Source organism: Pseudoduganella sp. OTU4001 (assembly GCF_038440195.1).
Classification (GTDB): Bacteria; Pseudomonadota; Gammaproteobacteria; order Burkholderiales; family Burkholderiaceae_D; genus Rugamonas.
Genome location: NZ_JASATG010000007.1, coordinates 194,990 through 213,181 on the forward strand (window position 1 = coordinate 194,990; position 18,192 = coordinate 213,181).

Genomic DNA, 18,192 nt, shown 5'->3' on the forward strand with positions numbered 1-18,192 from the left:
CTTGCAGCTACAATGGCTGGCATGAAGAATGTCACTTCGGATTTACATGGCCCAGGACGCGCCTATCTTGGCGGGCTGGCCATTGCCATTGGTGGGGCGGTGCTGTTTTCCACCAAAGCCATTGTAGTAAAGCTGTTGTACCGATTCCAGCTCGATGCGATCACCGTCATCGCTTTCCGGATGCTATTCTCGTTGCCAGTGTTCGCCGCCATCGCGCTGTGGCAGATGCGCACTGCACCTCCGTTAAGCCGCGCCGATGCGTGGCGCCTGATCGGCCTCGGCCTGGTCGGCTACTACCTGTCTTCCTTCCTCGATTTCCTCGGCCTGCAGTACATCACGGTCGGACTGGAGCGCCTGATCCTGTTCCTCACGCCGACCTTTGTGCTGCTGGCGTCGTCGCTCTGGCTCAAGCAGCATATCGGCCGCCGCCAGTGGCTGTCCCTGCTGATAGCGTACGGCGGCATCGTGCTGGTGTTCTGGCACGATGTGCGCGGCGGCGGCAGCAACGTGGCCCTCGGCTCGCTGCTGGTGCTGGGCTCCGCCCTGGCATACGCCCTGTACCTGCTGGCCTCCGGCGAAATGGTGAAGCGGCTTGGCTCGCTGCGCCTGGTGTCGTATGCCATGTGCGTATCGAGCGCGGCTTGCATTGGCCAGTTCTTCCTGCTGCGGCCTGCATCGCTGCTGATGCAGCCGCTCGAGGTGTATGGCCTGTCGCTGGTGAACGGCATCCTGTGCACGGTGATGCCGGTGTTTATGACCATGGTGGCGGTGCAGCGCATCGGCGCCGGCGCGGCCTCGCAGGCCGGCATGGTCGGTCCTGTTTCAACGCTGTTCCTGGGCGCCCTTATCCTGGCCGAACCCGTCACCGGCTGGCAGCTGGCCGGGACGGCGCTGGTGCTGGCCGGTATCTATCTGCTGTCGAACGTGAAAGGTAAGTGACATGAAGCCCCGCATTGCCCTGATTGCCCACGATAAGAAAAAAGACGACATGATTGCGCTGGCGCGCGAGTATGCCGATTTCCTGCGCACCTGCAAGCTGTGCGCGACCGGCACCACCGGCGGCCGCCTGGTCAAGGAGGTTGGCCTGGAGGTGGACCGCAAGCATTCCGGCCCGCTGGGCGGAGACCTGCAGATCGGCTCCATGCTAGTGGAAGGCCATATCGACGCCATCATTTTCCTGCGCGACCCGATGACGCCGCAGCCGCACGAACCGGACATCAACGCCCTGGTGCGTTCCTGCGACGTGCACAACGTGGCCTGCGCCACCAACCTCGCCACGGCCCACCTGGTGCTGTCGCAGCTGAAGGAGGCCTCGCATGGTTAAGGCAATCCGCATGTCCCGCACCGGCGGGCCGGAAGTGATGGAGTATGTCGATGTCGAAGTCGGCGCGCCCGGTCCGGGCGAGGCGACCGTGCGGCATGAGGCGATCGGCCTGAATTTCATCGACGTCTATTTCCGCACCGGCCTGTATCCGCAGCCGCTGCCGGCCGGCCTGGGGCAGGAAGGCGCCGGCGTGGTGGAGGCGGTGGGCGAGGGCGTCACGCACCTGCGCGTGGGCGACCGCGTGGCCTATGCCTGCCGCGTGAACGGGGCCTATGCGCAGGCGCGCAATATGCCGGCCAGCTTCCTGGTGCGCCTGCCCGACGCGATCGGCAGCGACACGGCGGCCGCCATGATGCTGCAGGGGATGACGGTGCAGTACCTGTTCCACAGCACCGCGCCGGTCAAGGCGGGCGACACCATCCTGTTCCATGCCGCCGCCGGCGGCGTCGGCCTGATCGCCTGCCAGTGGGCGCGTGCGCTGGGCGTGAACCTGATCGGCACCGCCGGTTCGGACGAGAAGGTGGCGCTGGCGCTCAAGCACGGCGCGGCGCATGCCATCAACTACAACACGGAGAATTTCACCGAGCGGGTGCGCGAGATCACCGGCGGCAAGGGCGTTTCCGCGGTGTTCGATTCGATCGGCAAGGATACCTTCACCGGCTCGCTCGATTGCCTGCGCCCGCGCGGCATCATGGTCAGCTTCGGCAATGCCTCCGGGCCGGTGGACAACTTCTCGCTGGGCGAATTGGCCTCGCGCGGTTCGCTCTACGTGACGCGCCCGACGCTGTACAGCTATATCGCCACGCGTCCTGAACTGGAAGCCTGCGCGCAGTCGCTGTTCGATGTGGTGGCGCGCGGCGCGGTGAAGGTCGATATCAACCAGCGGTATAATCTGGCCGATGTGGGGCAGGCGCACCGCGACCTCGAAGCGCGCCGCACCACCGGATCCACGATTATTTTGCCCTGAACGACATGACTGACCAGAACCAACCAGCCGACGACGACGGCTCCCCGAAATTTGGCCGGCTGCTGCTGGTGCTGCTGGCGGCGGTGGCGCTGATCGGCGTCCTCACCTTCGCCACCGAAGCGTACTACCGCTGACGATGCGGCGACGGATGATGATCCTGCTGGCCGTCATCCTCGCTGCCTACCTCGCCGTGTGTGCGCTGCTGTTTTTCCGGCAGCGCAGCATGCTCTATTTTCCGCAAGCGTTTGAAGGCGGCGCCGTGCTGGCGCTGGGCGGCGGCGTGCGTGTCGGCGTCACGCTGCACGAGCAGCCGGGGCCTGGCGCCGTGATCTACTTCGGCGGCAATGCGGAGGCGGTGCCGGCCAGCCTGCCGGAGCTGCGGGCGGTGTTTCCCGGCCAGTCGCTATACCTGATGCACTACCGCGGATACGGCGCCACGCCGGGCGAGCCGACCGAGGAGGGCTTGTATGCCGATGCGCAGGCCCTGTTCGAGTACGTGCGCGCGCGCCATCCGCAGGTGACGCTGGTGGGACGCAGCCTGGGCAGCGGCCTGGCCACGCGGCTGGCCAGCGAACGCGCGGTGGACCGGCTGGTGCTGGTGACGCCGTACGACAGCATGGCCGCCGTCGCCGCCCACCATTACCGCTGGCTGCCGGTCGGCCTGCTGCTGCGCGACCGCTACGACTCCGCGCGCTATGCCGCCAAAGTCAACGCCCCCACCACCATCCTCGCCGCCGAACGCGACGAAGTGATCCCGCGCGCCAGCAGCGAAGCGCTGTACCGCAGCTTTCGCCCCGGCCTTGCTACCTTCCACCTGATCCCCGCCGTGGGCCACAATGACATATCCCTGCGGGCCGTGAAATCCGATTGAACTTTTCCGCGCAGGCATGCTCCAAGTTCTCTCAATGTCCAGGCTGGGGAGAGACTCATGAGCAACTCTACTGATCCGTTGGCAGCTGCGTTGGAAGCGGCTGTGATTTCCCAGCGCAAGCTGGAAGAGGAACTGGGCCGGCTTAAAGTTGATATCGTCAGATTGCAAACGAAAGTCGATTATTTGGCCTCGAAGGAGAAACTCGATTTTTCGACGTTCGACTTAGATTTCTACCGATTCGCGGCCGTACTTATCGTCGTGGTTTTTCTGGTAGCCCTTTGCGATCACTGAAACGCAGCGAGTTTGCTGCGGATGGCGCTGCCGGCGGACAGTTGCGGGTTGGAGTAGCCGTCATCCTTGCCGGCCACGATCTCGCGCTGGCGGATGATTTCGCGGGCGGCGGCGTGGGCCTGCTCGAAGGAGCGCGTCTTGCTGCGCAGCTGTTCGTCGAACATGGCGCGGCCGAAGAACGTCAGTTCGGATTTGTAGCCGCAGCCGTAGGAGGTGTGCTCGGCATCGGCCGCCGTCATCACCATGGTGGCGTCGTCTTCCAGCGGCGGAATCCAGCTGCCCGAATAGCAGGCCGACACCGCCACCACGCGATGCTTGATGCCCGCTTCATCCAGCCACTGGCGCAGCATGGCCGGTGTCAGTTCGGTCAGCTCCAGCGGCCAGAAATTGGCCGCCAGCTGCCCCTCGCGCGCGCCGTGCGAGGTGAGGTAAATGAACAGCACGTCCTCCTTCCGGTCCATGGTGCGCGCCAACGAGCGGATCGCGCGCTGCAGGTTCAGCGTGGTAGCCCAGGGCAGCGCCTCCGCCGTTTCCAGATGGTTGACCAGCTGCAGCGTGCGGCCGCCGGTACCGAAACGGCCCGCCATCACCTCCGCCACCATCTGGCTCTCGCGCCGGAATACCTCGTCGCCGTACGGCGCAAACGTCAGCGCATACATATCGACCTGGCCCGGACGCTGCGGCGCCAGCGCCGCCAGTTGGCGCGCCAGCAGCTGCGGCTGCGCCTCCATCAATTCCGCCGTCAGCTTGAGATAGCGCGAAGGCGCGCCGTCGCTGTCGGCCCGTTCGTCCTTGGCCGCGTACCAGAAATCGGGCTGGCGCGCGGTAATGCCCAGCGCCACCACGCCCACCATCAGGCTGGCCGCAATCGCCAGCGGCCAGCGCCGGCCACGCCCGCTGCGCGCCAGCAGCACCAGCGGCGCCAGGACCGACAGCGTAGTGGGCACCGCCCACAGGACCCAGGCGCCCCAGGTGCCCAGATAGCGCACCGACCACTGCTCCGAACCGCTCTTCAGCATCGCGGTGAAGCACAGTCCCATGAACAGGTCGATCAGCACCAGCTGCGCCAGCAGCAAGGTCGCCAGCCGCGCCAGGTCCGGCGCCGCGCCCGGGCGCCCGCTGGGACCGCTGCCGCGCACCAGCAAGGCGTAAAACGGCAGCAGCGCAAACGGCAGCCAGCCGGTGGCAATCGCCTGCCAGTAAAACTGCGCCGGCCCGTCGATATACAGGCGCTGGAACAACACCCCCAGCGCCAGTTCCAGTGCGATCAGCGCCGTGACGACGCCCGGTCCGGTGCGCAAGCCATCCCAGCGCGGCGAACGGAAAAGGGCGGTGGATGCGCCTTCACGCAGCCACCGCCCCAGCGAACGGAAGAAATTATTGGAGCTCAAGGTCTACGCGCCTGGCCTTGCCACTTTCCCCTGGGAAGCCGGTAAAGGCGCTCTGCACCAGGGCCGGCATCACCAGCGGCGTCGACTGCTTGCGGCTGGTGTTCTGCACGGTCACATCGAACAGCTTTTTGCCGCTCAGGTTATTGATCGTCACGCGCAGCTGGCGGTCGTAATTGTGCTGGATGGTTTCGCGCACTTCCATCGGGCCCCAGTACCACGGGTCGTAATACGGACGGTAGAAGCGGCCATAGTAGCCAAAGTGGCGGTAACGGTAGGGGTAATAGCCGAAGCGCGAATAACCCCACGGGCTTGGCCCGAACATGAACGGATCGGTCGCGGTGTACACCTTGACCGGACGGTCCACGGTGCTGAACTGCATGCCAACGCGCAGCTTGGCGTCGCGCCCGCTGGCGGCCTGGCTGAAGCCCAGTTTGGCCAGCTCGCCGCTGACCAGGTTCTGGTAGCTGCGGTATTCCAGCGTATCCTCGCCCGGCGGCGGGGTTTCAAAGATATAGGTTTTTTCCTGCAGGTCGGCCGGCCACTCATGGAAGACCGTGACATTGCTGCGCAGGGTGGTGGCGCAGCCGCTCAGCAGCAGGGTGGTGGCTGCCACCAGGATGGCTAGCGCTTTCATAATCGTGCTCCTCTATCTACTTATAGGCCAGTTTAGTCTGGCAACATGCATTTCACCTAATTATTACAGAATGTTACCGCCATAGGGAGATGGGAAAAGAAACGGGCGTCCGCCCCGTCTGGTATTGGTAAAATAGCCTTCTTTGTCCTTGTTTGCCCAGACCATGCGTACCGACAGCCCGCAAACGATTTACCGCAAAGACTACACCCCGCCCAGCTACCTGGTGGAAACGGTGGAACTGGGCTTTGACCTCGATCCCGCCTGCACCATCGTCGCCAACCGCGTCCAGCTGCGCCACAACCCGGACAGCAAGAGCCGCGACCTGGTGCTGCACGGCGAGGCGATCGAGCTGGTCGCCCTGCGCATGAACGGCGTAATGCTGCAGCCGAGCCAGTACCTTGTTGCCAACAATACGCTGACGATCCGCAACGCGCCGGTCAACGTGCTGCTGGAGATCGAAACCACCTGCTGCCCGGCCGAAAACACCACGCTGTCCGGCCTGTACACCTCCGGCAGCGGTTTCTATACCCAGTGCGAGGCCGAAGGTTTCCGCCGCATCACCTATTTCCCGGACCGTCCGGACGTGATGGCGCGCTACACCGTGATGCTGCGCGCCGACAAGGAGCAGTACCCGGTGCTGCTCTCCAACGGCAACCTGCTGGAACAGGGCGAGTTGGGCGACGGCCGCCACTATGCCAAGTGGGAAGACCCGTTCAAGAAGCCGTCCTACCTGTTCGCCCTGGTCGCCGCGCGCCTGGTGTGCCAGGAAGAGACCTTCACGCTGAAGTCGGGCCGCGAAGTGCTGCTGCAGGTGTGGGTGGAAGACGGCAACCTGGACAAGACCGACTACGCCATGGAGTCGCTCAAGAACTCGATCCGCTGGGACGAGGAACGCTGGGGCCTGGAGCTGGACCTGGACCGCTTCATGATCGTCGCCGTCAGCGACTTCAATATGGGCGCGATGGAAAACAAGGGCCTGAACATCTTCAACACCAAGTTCGTGCTGGCCAACCCGCGCACCGCCACCGATATCGACTACTCCGGCATCGAAGCGGTGGTGGGCCACGAATACTTCCACAACTGGACCGGCAACCGCGTGACCTGCCGCGACTGGTTCCAGCTGTCGCTGAAGGAAGGCCTGACCGTTTTCCGCGACCAGGAATTCAGCGCCGACATGATCGGCACCGAGAGCGGCCGCGCCGTGACCCGCATCGACCAGGTGCGTACCTTGCGCCAGGCCCAGTTCCCGGAGGACGCCGGCCCGATGGCGCACCCGGTGCGTCCCGACTCCTTCGTCGAGATCAACAACTTCTACACCGTGACCGTGTACGAAAAGGGCGCCGAAGTGGTGCGCATGTACCAGACCTTGCTGGGCCGCGAAGGCTTCCGCAAGGGCATGGACCTGTATTTCGAGCGCCATGACGGCCAGGCCGTGCAGTGCGACGACTTCCGCGCCGCGATGGCCGATGCCAATGGCCGCGACCTGACGCAGTTCGAGCGCTGGTACAGCCAGGCCGGCACGCCGATTGTCAGCGCCACTGGCCGCCACGACGGCGCCAGGCAGGTGTACGAGCTGACGCTGCGCCAGTCCTGCCCCGCCACGCCGGGCCAGAGCGAGAAGCAGCCGTTCCACATTCCGGTGGCGGTCGGCCTGCTGGACCGCGACGGGAAGGACCTGATCCCGACCAAAGTGCTGGAACTGACCAAGGCCGAACAGACCTTCCGCTTCGAAGGCGTGGCCCAGGCGCCGGTGCCGTCGATCCTGCGCGACTTCTCGGCGCCGGTGGTGCTGGAGTACCCGTACACCGACGAGGAGCTGCTGCACCTGTTCCGCTACGACAGCGACCCGGTCAACCGCTGGGAAGCCGGCCAGCGCCTGGCGATGGAACGCCTGCTGTCGCTGACCAAGGCGGTGCTGGAAGGCCAGCCGCTGAAGCTGGACGACACCTATGTCGCCGCCCTGCGCGCGGTGCTGACCGACACCGGCCTGGATGCCGCCTTCCGCGAGCAATGCCTGATCCTGCCGTCGGAAACCATCATCGCCGAGCAGATGGAAGTGGTGCACCCGCAAGCCATCCACAGCGCACGCCAGTTCATGCGCCACGCCATCGGCAACGCCCTGCGCGCCGAGCTGCTGCAAGTGTATGGCGCCAACGCCACGCCTGGCCCGTACAGCCCGGACGCCGTCTCTGCCGGCAAGCGTGGCCTGAAAAACGTGGCGCTGGCCTACCTGCTGGTGCAGCCGAGTGCGGAAGCGGTCAAGCTGGCCGGCGAACAGTTCGCCGCCGCCACCAATATGACCGACCGCGCCGCCGCACTGTCCTCGCTGATCTACAGCGGCGCCGACGCCGGCAAGCAGCTCGATGCCTTCTACAAGGACTTCAAGGGCGAGGCGCTGGTGGTGGACAAATGGTTCGCCATGCAGGGCTCCGCACCGCACACCAATGTGGCCAAGGTGCGAGAGCTGATGAAGCATCCGGCCTTCACGCTGAAGAACCCGAACCGCGCACGCAGCCTGCTGTTCAGCTTCTGCAACCAGAACCCGTCGCAATTCCATGCCGCCGACGGCAGCGCCTACGAATTCTGGGCCGAGCACGTGATCAAGCTCGACGCCCTGAACCCGCAGGTGGCCGCCCGCCTGGCGCGCAGCATGGACCGCTGGCGCCGCTACGCGCCGGCGCTGCAAGTACATATGCGCCACGCGCTGGAAAAAGTCGCCGCCGCAACGCCGCTGTCGAACGACGTGATGGAAGTCGTCAGCAAAGCGCTGGCCAACTAATTATTTTCAAAACCAAGGGTAAAAATGAAACGTATCAGCCTGACCCAATACCTCGTTGAAGAACAACGCCAGCACCATTCGATCCCGGCCGAACTGCGCTTGCTGATCGAAGTGGTGGGCCGCGCCTGCAAAACCATTTCCCACAGTGTCGGCAAGGGCGCGTTGGGCGAAGTGTTGGGCGCACTCGAAAGCGAAAACGTGCAGGGCGAAGTGCAGAAGAAGCTGGACGTGATCTCCAACGAAATCCTGCTGGAAGCGAATGAATGGGGCGGCCACCTGGCGGCGATGGCGTCGGAAGAGATGGAAGACATCCACCCGATCCCTAACCGCTACCCGAAAGGCGAATACCTGCTGGTGTTCGACCCGCTGGACGGCTCCTCCAACATCGACGTCAACGTCTCCATCGGCACCATCTTCTCCGTGCTGAAGGCGCCGGAAGGCATGGCCAGCCCGACCGAAAAAGACTTCCTGCAGCCAGGCGCCAAGCAAGTGGCAGCCGGCTACGCCGTGTACGGCCCGCAAACCCTGCTGGTGCTGACCACCGGTAACGGCGTGAACTGCTTCACCCTGGACCGCGAGATGGGCTCGTGGGTGCTGACCCAGCGCAATATGCAGATTCCGGTGAAGACCAAGGAATTCGCCATCAACGCCTCCAACCAGCGCCACTGGCACGCACCGGTGCAGCGCTATATCGGCGAACTGCTGGCCGGCTCCACCGGCCCGCGCGGCACCGACTTCAATATGCGCTGGATCGCCTCCATGGTGGCCGACGTGCACCGCATCCTGAACCGCGGCGGCATCTTCATGTACCCGGCCGACAACCGCGACCCGTCCAAGCCAGGCCGCCTGCGCCTGATGTACGAAGCCAACCCGATGGCCTTCATCGTCGAACAGGCCGGCGGCATGGCCACCGACGGCAAGCGCCGCATCCTCGACATCCAGCCGGAGAAGCTGCACCAGCGCGTGCCGGTGTTCCTCGGCTCGCGCGACGAAGTGGCGCTGGTGACCAGCTACCACCAGGAGTAAATGCATTTATTGCAACACGCGCTTGCGCACGCGCCAGCGCGTCGTTATAATCCGGACTCTTTGCCGGTGTAGCTCAGTTGGTAGAGCAGCTCATTCGTAATGAGAAGGTCGGGAGTTCGATTCTCTTCTCCGGCACCAGGACGTACAAAAGCCCTGTCAGATCAACGATCTGGCAGGGCTTTTTCGTTTCAGGCGTTGTTAGTCAGGGCCACCGGGGGGGCGTATTTGCTCCACCTCAATGGGGCGCGGGGGCGTCGCTGCCTGGCTGCTCGGGTGGCGGGAAATTTACCCGTTCGCGCTCAATGACGAGCGGCAGGTTGCGCATGTGGGTGTGGATGGAGCCGATGTATTCGCCCAGCACGCCGATAAAGAATGCCTGCACCGCGCCAAAGAAGAAGATGCCGATCAGCATGGGCGCCATGCCCAGCTCAAACGAATTCCACAACAGCAGCTTGGCGATCAGGAAGGCAAACGCCACCAGCAGGCTTAGCAAGGACAGCACAAAGCCCGCCATCGTCATCAGCCGCAGCGGTACTTTGGAATGCTTGGTAACGCCCAGCATCGCGACATCGTACAAGGCATAGAAATTGATCTTGCTCACACCGCGTTCGCGCCGCGGCTGCACGAACGGCACTTGCGCAATGGGGAAGCCGATTTCGCAGATCAGGCCGCGGAAGTAGGGGTAGGGGTCCTTCACTTGGCGCAGGATCTGGATCACTTCCTTGTCGTACAGGCCAGCGCCGGTCGCATTCTGGATCAGCGGCACTTCGGAAATGCGCGACATGAAGCGATAGAAGGCTTTGCGCAAGGAAAACATGGCGCGCCCTTCCTTGCTCTCAGGCTTGACCGCCATCACCGCCTTGAACCCCTGCTCCCATTTGCGCAGGAATTGCGAAATCATTTCCGGCGGATCCTGCAGGTCGGCGACGATCATGACGACGGCATCGCCTTCCGCCTGCAGCAGCCCGTGGTGCGGCGAGCGGATCGGGCCGAAGTTGCGCACGTTGACGATCAGTTTGACGCGCTTGTCGCTGGCAGCCCAGTGCTTGATCTTGTCGATCGTGCCGTCGGTTGAACAGTTGTCGATGAAGATATGCTCGTAGTCGTAGGGCTCGTTCGCCATGACGGCTGCAATGCGCGTTACCAATTCGTCGACATTGCCCTCTTCGTTGAAGCAGGGAGTAACGATGCTGATCAATTTACGCATGGTGGAAGACAAAGCGTTTGTGGAGGATATAAGTAAGCGCCGCCATCGGCAGCAGCAGGACGGCCCCGGCGGCATAGGCATTGAGGCCCATCCTGGTCAGCAGCGCCAGGGCGGCCACGTTCACCAGGTAAGCCAGCAGGTACACGCCAACGAAGCGTACAAAGCGCGAATTATCGCGCGAGTTGAACACCAGCTGGCCGAAACTCTTGAAGTTGAACAGCACGCCCAGCACGGTCGCCAGCAGCGAAGCCACCGAATAATGCAGCCCCAGGTACAGCAGCACGGAAAAACAGCCGTAGCCGAACAGCGTGTTCAGTACCCCGACCGCCAGGTAGCGCACAATTTCGTTCATTGCCGTGGCATGGCCTGCGGCTGCTTGACCAGTGCACGCACGTCGGGCCTGGACAGCGGCGCCAGGTAGTGCCAGGGTTTGCCGTTGACCTGCACGAAGTCTTCATGCTCATGCAGGTAGCGGTCGCCCGGCTGCAGGGCGCGCTGGATTTCCAGCAGCGGCGTCACGCTGCCCACCAACAGCAGCAGGGTAATGATGGTGCGGCGCAGCGGCAGGGCGGTGTGCCAGGCGTCGATGGTGCACAGCATGAGGATGGTCAGCGCCGGGATACTGCCGCGCATCAGCAAATCATTACCGGGGCCGTAGGACATCCAGGGCAGGACCACCAGCTCCAGCAGGCCGATGACCAGCAGCGCCGGCCGTTCGCCGCCGCGCATCACGGCCCAGGCCAGCAGAACCCATTCCACCAGGCTGAGCAGGACGAAGCCTACCACCTGCATCAGCAGCTCCTGGGTGCCGCCTTCAATCGGCCGCACACCCATGGTGAAGAAGCGCCAGATCACAAGGGTGACCGGCAGCAGCGCCCAGAGCGGCAGGCTCAGGCTTTCCTTGGCAAGGCCTTGCCAGCCCTGGCGCTGCCACACGCACCACAGCAGCATCGGCAGCAGGCCCATGGCCACCAGCGGCGCCCAGAAAATAACCCCAAGCAGTATCAGGGCGGCCGGGATGGCAGCCAGGCCGTGCTGGCGGTGGCGCCAGGCGATGACCGCCGCCAGCCATCCCGGCAGGCAATGGTTCGGCACCCAGAACAGCTGGGTACTATTGGAACTCAACTGGCCCCAGCCCAGCCACCATTCGATATGGCGGCCAATGCCAAGCGCGGGACGGTCCAGCATCAGCCAGCCCACGATATCCATGCCGCTGAAGAAGACGGCAATCAGCAGGGCGGTGCGCCAGGCGCCGCGCTGGCGTTCGGGACGGGCGCCCACCACCAGGTAGAGGAACAGCGCCGTGCCGAGTGCGGTCCAGATCCACAGCATGACGCGCGCGCCGTGCAGGGAGCTGAGCTTGCCAGCCAGGGCCGGCACCATGTAATAGCCGAGCGGGACGCGCAGGATCAGGTCCGCGCCCTCCTGCTGCCCATAGCTGGCAGGCCAGCTGCCGACCACCAGGTCGCGCAGCAGCGACATGCGGGTGGTCCAGTCGCGGTTGAGGAAAAAGCCGTCGGTCAGGCCGCTCAGGCTGACCCACAGCACCGTCAGGGCGGCGACGCCAGCCAGTTCGGCCTTGCTGAAGCCGGGCTGGCCGGCGCTGTTGCGCTGGCGGGCGCGCCACACCAGCAGGCAAGCCGGCAGCATGGCGCCGGCCAGCGGCAGGGCGTACGGCAGCTTCAGCCAGCCCAGCACGAAGACAAAGACCGGCAGCAGCAGATAGCCCGCCGCCAGCATTTCAAGCACATCGAGACCACGTCCCGTGGGGGGATTCGGCAAGTGGCGCGTTGCCGCGGCAGGGTTGGGTTGGTTCTTTGTCATCGGCGCGGCAGGGGAGGTGATTATTTATCAATTGCAACAAAATTATTGCACCTGCCCGCGCCGCGCGTCAAACGAATGTGGCGTTCAGAACTCCACCCACTCGCCGCTGGTGTCGCGCACCACACTGGCTTTGCTGCGGGCGCGCGGCGGGATGGTGTGCTGGGCCGGCGCCGGTTGCGGCAGGGCGGCGCGGGCCGCCGGCTTGCTCCTGGCCTTGGCCGGGGCAGCGGGGGCCTTGGCCGGCGCGCGCGGCGCCGCTGCCACCGTGATGGCGGCGCTGGTGGCGGCCTTGTGCAGGGTGAACACGGCCACCAGTTCGGTCAGCTGGCTGGCCTGCGTCTGCAGCGATTCGGCGGCGGCAGCGGCTTCCTCCACCAGGGCGGCGTTTTGCTGGGTCACATGGTCCATTTCGGAGATCGCCTGGTTGACCTGGTCGATGCCGGTCGACTGCTCGGCGCTGGCGGCCGAGATTTCCGCCATGATGTCGCTGACGCTGGCGATGCTGGCCACCACTTCATCCATGGTGCGGCCGGCCTGGTCGACCAGCTTGCTGCCATTCTCGGCGCAGGCCACCGAGTTCTCGATCAGGGCCTTGATCTCCTTGGCGGCTTCCGCCGAGCGGTGCGCCAGGGTGCGCACTTCGGTGGCCACCACGGCGAAGCCACGGCCCTGTTCACCGGCACGCGCCGCTTCCACCGCGGCGTTCAGGGCCAGGATATTGGTCTGGAAGGCGATGCTGTCGATCACGGAAATAATATCGACCACGCGTTTCGACGCTTCGTTGATGGCGCCCATGGTATCGACCACCTGCGCCACCACGGCGCCGCCGCGCGTCGCCACTTCGGACGCGTTGGCGGCCAGCTGGTTGGCCTGGCGCGCATTGTCGGCGTTCTGGCGCACGGCGGACGTCAGTTCCTCCATCGACGAGGCGGTTTCCTCCAGCGAACCGGCCTGCTGCTCGGTGCGCGAGGACAGGTCCTGGTTGCCGGCCGCGATTTCCTGGGTGGCGGTGTTGATGGTGTCGGTCCCGGCGCGTACCTGGCCGACGATCTGCGCCAGGCTGTCGCGCATGCGGCGCAGGGCGAACAGCATGCTCGATTCATCATTTGGTTTGGTGTGGATGTCCACCGCCAGGTCGCCGCCGGCGATGCGGGCGGCGATGTGCGCCGCTTCGGCCGGCTCCCCGCCCAGCTGGCGCAGCAGGCCGCGCGTGATCCAGGCGCCCAGCCCGAGGCCCATCAGCGCGCTGCCGACCACCAGCATGATCATGAAGTTGCGGCTGGACTGGTACAGCTCGACCGATGCCTGGGCCGCGTCGGCGGCGTTCTTCTCCTTCATGCGCGCCAGTTCCGACATGCGCTCGTCGGCCGCGTTGGAAATATTGGCCATCGAGCCCAGCACAAAAGTCACCAGTTCGCGGCTTTCCTGCAGCGGTTCTGCCTTGGCGCGGCGCACGGCTTCCTGCACCCCCTGTTCATAAGCATCGAGCTCGCTGTGCAGCTTGGCCAGCGATTCGCGGCCCTTCGGCGAGTAGAAGCGCTTGTCGGCTTCGGCCAGGTTGCTGCGCATCTCGGCGCGGCCTTTTTCAATGCGCGACAGGTATTTGTCGCGTTCCTGTTCGGTGGCGGAAAGCAGCAAGCCGCGCAGCGAGCGGCCGATGAAGATCAGGTTGATATTGGCTTCCTTGATATAGGACAGGCCCAGCAGCTCGCGCTCGTAGACGCGTTCGCCCATATCGTTCATCTTGCTCATGTTCACGATGCCGATGCCGGCCACGATGGCGCCCACCAGGGCAATGGCTGCAAAGCCGCCCAGCAGGCGGGTGCCGACTTTCATGTTTTTCAGGTTCATGGGAATTCTCCTCAGGCGGCCAGTGGGAGCGGGGCGGACGCGGTGACGTCGGCCAGCAGGGTGGACAGGTCGGTCAACTGCAGCAGGCGCTCGTCCACGGTCGCGATGCCGGTCAGGTAGTCATGGCGGAAATTGCGGCCGCTCGGTGGCGGCGGCTTGATTTGCGAAGCTTGCAGGCTGACCACATCGGACACACTGTCGACCACGATGCCGATTTGCTGCTCGCCGACCGCCAGCACGATCACCACCGTGAATTCGTTGTAGAGCGCCTGGCCCATGCCCAGCTTCAGGCGCAGGTCGACGATCGGCACGATCAGGCCGCGCAGGTTGACCACGCCTTTCAGGAACTCCGGCGCGTTGGCCAGGCGCGTCACGGCGCTGTAGCCGCGCAGCTCGCGCACTGCGTGGATGTCGATGCCAAACTCTTCCGTACCGAGACGGAAGGCCAGCACTTCGGAGTGTTCATTGTCGTGTGCCATATTTTCCTCGTCGTATGGGCGAGCAAAGGCAGTCCGATGGCGGATGCAGCTCGCAGTGGTTTTAATTCGGAATGCTTATTTCGGCGGAGGCGGGGCCGAAGGGTGGGATGCTGATGTGGCCCCGCCGGGGAGGCGGGGCAGCAGGTACAGATTGGATTCTAGTCCGCAAATTGCGGAACATAATCTCCAATTGTCACTGTGGAATATTGACCACAGTCAATGTGACAGGCGCTCAGTAGCTGGCGATGGCTGCCGGCTGGCCGTTCTTGAAGTTGAAGATGGTGACTGGCGACGATTTCATATCGCCCTTGGCGTCGAAGGCGTAAGTGCCCGACACACCCTTATAGCTGCCGGCGGCGATATCGGCGCCCACCTTGGCCGGGTCGACCGAGTTCACTTTCTGCATGGAAGCCGCGTACATCAGCACCGCGTCGTAGTAGGCCGAGGCGTAGACGTCCGGCTCGGCATTGAAGCGCTTTTTGAACTTGGCCTTGAAGGCCGGGCCGGAAGCGGCCTTGTCCAGCAGCGCGCCGCCCTGGGCGCACAGCACGTTGTCGCCCACGGCGTCGCCGCCCAGCTTGCCCATTTCAGCGGTGCAGATGGTGTCGCCGCCCAGCAGCTTGGCCTGGATGCCGAGCTGCTTCATCTGGCGCGCCATCGGCGCGCCCTGCGGGGCATAGCCGCCAAAGAACACGGCTTGCACGTTCTTCGATTTCAGCTTGGTCAGGATGGAAGTGAAGTCGACTGCCTTGTCGGTGGTGTATTCGTGGCCGGCCACCTGCAGGCCGGACGTGCGCGCCTGCTTCTTGAATTCTTCCGCCAGGCCCTGGCCGAAGGCGGTGCGGTCGTCGATCACGGCCACGTTTTTCACCTTCAGCTCATTGGCGGCGTACAGCGCCATCTTGGAGCCGAGCTGGGTGTCGCTGGCGTTGATACGGAAGATACCTTTGTAACCTTGTTGCGTTAACTTTGGGTTGGTGGCGACCGGCGCGATCAGGGCGCCGGCTTCGTTGTAGATGCGCGAAGCGGGAATCGCCACGCCCGAGTTGTAAGGGCCGACCACGTATTTAACGCCGGCATCGGCCAGCTTCTGCGCGGCGGAGACGCCGGCTTTCGGGTCGCCCTGGTCGTCTTCCGACATCAGCTCGAATTTGACTTTCTTGCCGCCGATGGTGATCGGCTTGGCGTTCAGCTCCTCGACGGCCAGGCGGGCGCCGTTTTCATTGTCCTTGCCGGAGAAAGCCTGCGCGCCGGACAGCGGGCCGCTGTGGCCGATCTTTACCACCATATCCTGGCCTTGTGCACTTGCCGCCAGTGCCAGCAGCGCGAGCGCGCCAACCGTTTGCTTCAGCTTCATCTGGGTTGTCCCCTTTGTTTGGTAATGCCGTGATTATCCACAACTTTGCAATTGGGGCAAGCTGCGGGCGTGTCGAAAGCGGCATAGCCGCCCGGCTTCAGTCCGAGGGACGGCGCTTGGCGAGGATAGCGTTGATGCGCTCGATCAAGCCATCGTCGCGCTCGCGTGCGATGGCGAAGAACTGCTGGTTTTCCAGCTGCACCGGGTTGGGCAGGACGACCGGGCGCACCGAGTCCGGCAGGCCCAGCTCGCGCGCCAGCGGACGGGCGATGGCGCCCAGTTCCGCCTCCAGCTGGGCGGGGCTGCGGCCGCTGGGCTGGAAAAACAGTACGGCGTCGACCCGTTGCATCAGCAGGCGGCGCACCCGCAAGGCGCGCGAAGAGGGGTCGTCCGCCACGTGGAACAGTTTGCCGCGCGCCTGCTCAAACGCCTCGCCATAGCCATAGCCGCGCACGGCGCCCACGGTTTTTCCTTGCAGGTCGGCCAGGCTGGAGAACGTAAACGTGTTGTCGTTGCGGGTTGCCAGCCATAGCGTATTGCTGAGTGCAGCTGCGCTGTAGTTCAGTGCCGCCAGCCGCGGCTCGTTCTTGGGCAGCCCGAACACCAGGCCTTCGCCGCTGCGGGCACTGCGTTCCACCCGCGGCCACGGATAGCGCCGCAGTTCGAATCGGATGCCCAGCTCGCGCTCAAGCAGTGCGAAGAGCTTGGTTTGCCGCGATGGCAACGGCCGCGGCTTGCCGTTTTCATCCAGCGCCTGGCCAATGATCAGGGGCAGCACCGCCGGGGGCGCGGCGCGCAGCGGCAGGCCGGCCAGCCCCGCAACCAGTACTGGGCAGTAACGCAGCAGGAGGCGCCGGGCGGAAGAGGCCATGATCTTCAGCTTAGCCGCTCCGCAGGCGGATGTTGGAATTGTCTTGCAAGGAACGGACGCGGCCAGATGGCCGCAGCGCATTACGTTGCGCGGCGTGTCTTGGGCAGGGAGGCCGGCTTTTGCTGCTTGGCGAGGGCGGCGTTGATGCGGTCGATCAGGCCGTCGTCCTTGCCTTTGGCGACGGCGAAAAATTGCTGGTTTTCAACTTGCACCGGGTGCGGCAACACGCTCAGGGTGATGCCGTACGGGAGCGACAGTTCGCGCGCCAGCGGGGCGGCGAAGCTGCGCAGGTCGGCTTCCACTTCGGCCGCGTTCTGCCAGCTTGGCTGGTAGAGCAGGACGGCGTCCACCCGTTTCAGCAGCAGGCGCTGCAAGCGGGTGGCGCGCGACGGGATGTCGTCTTCCACGCGGAACAGCTTGTTGCGCGCTTGCTCGAATTCATCGCCGTAGCCGTAGCCGCGTACGGCGCCGATGGTCTTGCCTTTCAGGTCGGCCAGCGATTCGAAGGGGAAGGTGGCGTCGCTGCGGGTGACCAGCCATAGCGTGTTGCGCATGGCGGGATCGCTGTAGCGCAGGTCGCGCAGGCGCTCGGCGCTTTTCGGCAGGCCGAAGATCAGGCCGGCGCCGCCGCGGGCATTGCGCTCGGCGCGCGCCCAGGGGTACATGCGGACTTCGAACTTGACCTCCAGCTCCTGCTCCAGGTATTCGAACAGCTTTTGCTGCCAGGCGCGCAAGGGCTTGAGCTTGCCGTTTTCATCCAGCGCTTCACCGACGATCAGGGTGACGGCTTGCGGATCGGCCTTGGCGGGTAGGCCAAGGGCGCTGGCAAACAGCATGGTGGAGGTGCGCAACAGGCGGCGGCGGGCGGGGGACGTCATTTTTCCGATTATGCAGATGTCTGGTACTTGGGACCAGCACTATGGCTGTTCAGTAGTGTTTCGCAGCAACATAGTCTTTGCTTTCAGGCATTGTTGTCGATATGGCTTCCTGGCGCGGCGCCGGGCTCGCCGCCAGCCGGGCCGCCGCTTCCGCCTGGGGTGGCGGATTGCCGGTTTTGCTCGGGCTGCGGGCGTGGGCTGTTGCGGCCGGCGGCGGTTTCGGCTGGCCTTGGGACGGGGCGGGCCTGGACCGGCACCACCGGCGGCGTCGCGGGGATGGCTTGTGGCGCCGGGACGCGCTCGGTGGCGGGCGCGGCTGCCGGTGGCCGTCCAGCTGCGGCGGCGATGTCGCCAGTGCGGTAGGCGGCGACAGCGGCCGCAATCGCCGGGTCGGCGGCTTGCTGGCGCAATGCCTGCTGGGTGGTTGGCGCGGCGGCGTTGC

The 18,192-nt window shown here is 64.6% G+C and carries 18 protein-coding genes, 1 tRNA gene and 1 pseudogene; 9 read left to right on the forward strand and 11 right to left on the reverse strand.

Features of this window, described 5'->3' with window-relative positions:
• Positions 1-21: 21 nt before the first annotated feature.
• From AAHE99_RS09340 to AAHE99_RS09365, 6 genes are read left to right on the forward strand one after another with little or no spacing between them, the layout of a single operon-like run.
• The gene (locus AAHE99_RS09340; protein WP_342116710.1) at positions 22-939 is read left to right on the forward strand and encodes a DMT family transporter; all 918 of its coding nucleotides are present in this window, start codon (positions 22-24) and stop codon (positions 937-939) included.
• Between the two features lies 1 nt (position 940).
• Positions 941-1,324, forward strand: coding sequence for a methylglyoxal synthase (locus tag AAHE99_RS09345; protein ID WP_342116711.1), 384 nt, complete (start codon positions 941-943; stop codon positions 1,322-1,324).
• Positions 1,317-2,291, forward strand: a complete 975-nt coding sequence (locus tag AAHE99_RS09350; protein ID WP_342116712.1) for a quinone oxidoreductase family protein — start codon at positions 1,317-1,319, stop codon at positions 2,289-2,291. The genes AAHE99_RS09345 and AAHE99_RS09350 overlap by 8 nt, the downstream gene beginning before the upstream one ends.
• A gap of 5 nt (positions 2,292-2,296) precedes the next feature.
• Positions 2,297-2,425, forward strand: a complete 129-nt coding sequence (locus AAHE99_RS09355) for a hypothetical protein (RefSeq protein WP_342116713.1) — start codon at positions 2,297-2,299, stop codon at positions 2,423-2,425.
• A 14-nt stretch (positions 2,426-2,439) separates the two neighbouring features.
• Positions 2,440-3,162 (forward strand): alpha/beta hydrolase, encoded by a 723-nt coding sequence (locus AAHE99_RS09360; protein ID WP_342116714.1) that lies wholly within the window; start codon positions 2,440-2,442, stop codon positions 3,160-3,162.
• Positions 3,163-3,219: 57 nt separating this feature from the next.
• The gene (locus AAHE99_RS09365) at positions 3,220-3,453 is read left to right on the forward strand and encodes a hypothetical protein (protein ID WP_342116715.1); all 234 of its coding nucleotides are present in this window, start codon (positions 3,220-3,222) and stop codon (positions 3,451-3,453) included.
• Here the strand turns inward: AAHE99_RS09365 and AAHE99_RS09370 are convergent.
• On the reverse strand, positions 3,447-4,844 hold the full coding sequence (locus AAHE99_RS09370; protein ID WP_342116716.1) for a C13 family peptidase: 1,398 nt from the start codon (positions 4,842-4,844) through the stop codon (positions 3,447-3,449). The two genes, AAHE99_RS09365 and AAHE99_RS09370, sit on opposite strands and share 7 nt — an antisense overlap.
• Positions 4,831-5,478, reverse strand: a complete 648-nt coding sequence (locus AAHE99_RS09375) for a DUF4136 domain-containing protein (protein WP_342116718.1) — start codon at positions 5,476-5,478, stop codon at positions 4,831-4,833. The genes AAHE99_RS09370 and AAHE99_RS09375 overlap by 14 nt, the downstream gene beginning before the upstream one ends.
• A gap of 163 nt (positions 5,479-5,641) precedes the next feature.
• Here AAHE99_RS09375 and pepN point away from each other — a divergent pair, with 163 nt between their 5' ends.
• From pepN to AAHE99_RS09390, 3 genes are all read left to right on the forward strand, one after another.
• The gene (gene pepN / locus AAHE99_RS09380; protein ID WP_342116719.1) at positions 5,642-8,257 is read left to right on the forward strand and encodes an aminopeptidase N; all 2,616 of its coding nucleotides are present in this window, start codon (positions 5,642-5,644) and stop codon (positions 8,255-8,257) included.
• A 24-nt stretch (positions 8,258-8,281) separates the two neighbouring features.
• Positions 8,282-9,283: a class 1 fructose-bisphosphatase gene (locus AAHE99_RS09385; protein ID WP_342116720.1), complete on the forward strand. Its 1,002-nt coding sequence runs from the start codon at positions 8,282-8,284 to the stop codon at positions 9,281-9,283.
• A 62-nt stretch (positions 9,284-9,345) separates the two neighbouring features.
• Positions 9,346-9,421, forward strand: a tRNA-Thr gene (locus AAHE99_RS09390).
• Positions 9,422-9,518: 97 nt separating this feature from the next.
• Here the strand turns inward: AAHE99_RS09390 and AAHE99_RS09395 are convergent.
• The 9 genes and pseudogenes from AAHE99_RS09395 to AAHE99_RS09435 all read right to left on the reverse strand — a co-directional run.
• Positions 9,519-10,490 (reverse strand): glycosyltransferase family 2 protein, encoded by a 972-nt coding sequence (locus AAHE99_RS09395; RefSeq protein WP_342116721.1) that lies wholly within the window; start codon positions 10,488-10,490, stop codon positions 9,519-9,521.
• Complete coding sequence (locus tag AAHE99_RS09400; RefSeq protein WP_342116722.1) at positions 10,483-10,842, reverse strand: GtrA family protein; 360 nt, start codon at positions 10,840-10,842, stop codon at positions 10,483-10,485. Before AAHE99_RS09400 ends, AAHE99_RS09395 begins: the two co-directional genes overlap by 8 nt.
• Positions 10,839-12,314, reverse strand: a complete 1,476-nt coding sequence (locus AAHE99_RS09405; RefSeq protein WP_342116723.1) for a hypothetical protein — start codon at positions 12,312-12,314, stop codon at positions 10,839-10,841. The genes AAHE99_RS09400 and AAHE99_RS09405 overlap by 4 nt, the downstream gene beginning before the upstream one ends.
• Positions 12,315-12,398: 84 nt before the next feature.
• Positions 12,399-14,165 carry a methyl-accepting chemotaxis protein gene (locus AAHE99_RS09410; protein ID WP_342116724.1) on the reverse strand — a complete coding sequence of 589 codons (1,767 nt, stop codon included), beginning with the start codon at positions 14,163-14,165 and terminating at the stop codon, positions 12,399-12,401.
• A gap of 11 nt (positions 14,166-14,176) precedes the next feature.
• A complete protein-coding gene (locus AAHE99_RS09415; RefSeq protein ID WP_342116726.1) occupies positions 14,177-14,644 on the reverse strand; it encodes a chemotaxis protein CheW in 468 nt (155 codons plus the stop codon).
• 232 nt (positions 14,645-14,876) lie between these two features.
• Positions 14,877-16,001 carry a branched-chain amino acid ABC transporter substrate-binding protein gene (locus AAHE99_RS09420; RefSeq protein WP_342116728.1) on the reverse strand — a complete coding sequence of 375 codons (1,125 nt, stop codon included), beginning with the start codon at positions 15,999-16,001 and terminating at the stop codon, positions 14,877-14,879.
• A 97-nt stretch (positions 16,002-16,098) separates the two neighbouring features.
• Complete coding sequence (locus AAHE99_RS09425; protein WP_342116729.1) at positions 16,099-16,872, reverse strand: substrate-binding periplasmic protein; 774 nt, start codon at positions 16,870-16,872, stop codon at positions 16,099-16,101.
• Positions 16,873-16,952: 80 nt separating this feature from the next.
• Positions 16,953-17,750 carry a substrate-binding periplasmic protein gene (locus tag AAHE99_RS09430; RefSeq protein ID WP_342116731.1) on the reverse strand — a complete coding sequence of 266 codons (798 nt, stop codon included), beginning with the start codon at positions 17,748-17,750 and terminating at the stop codon, positions 16,953-16,955.
• Positions 17,751-17,833: 83 nt separating this feature from the next.
• A pseudogene (locus AAHE99_RS09435) lies at positions 17,834-18,192 on the reverse strand (hypothetical protein); the annotation flags it as partial.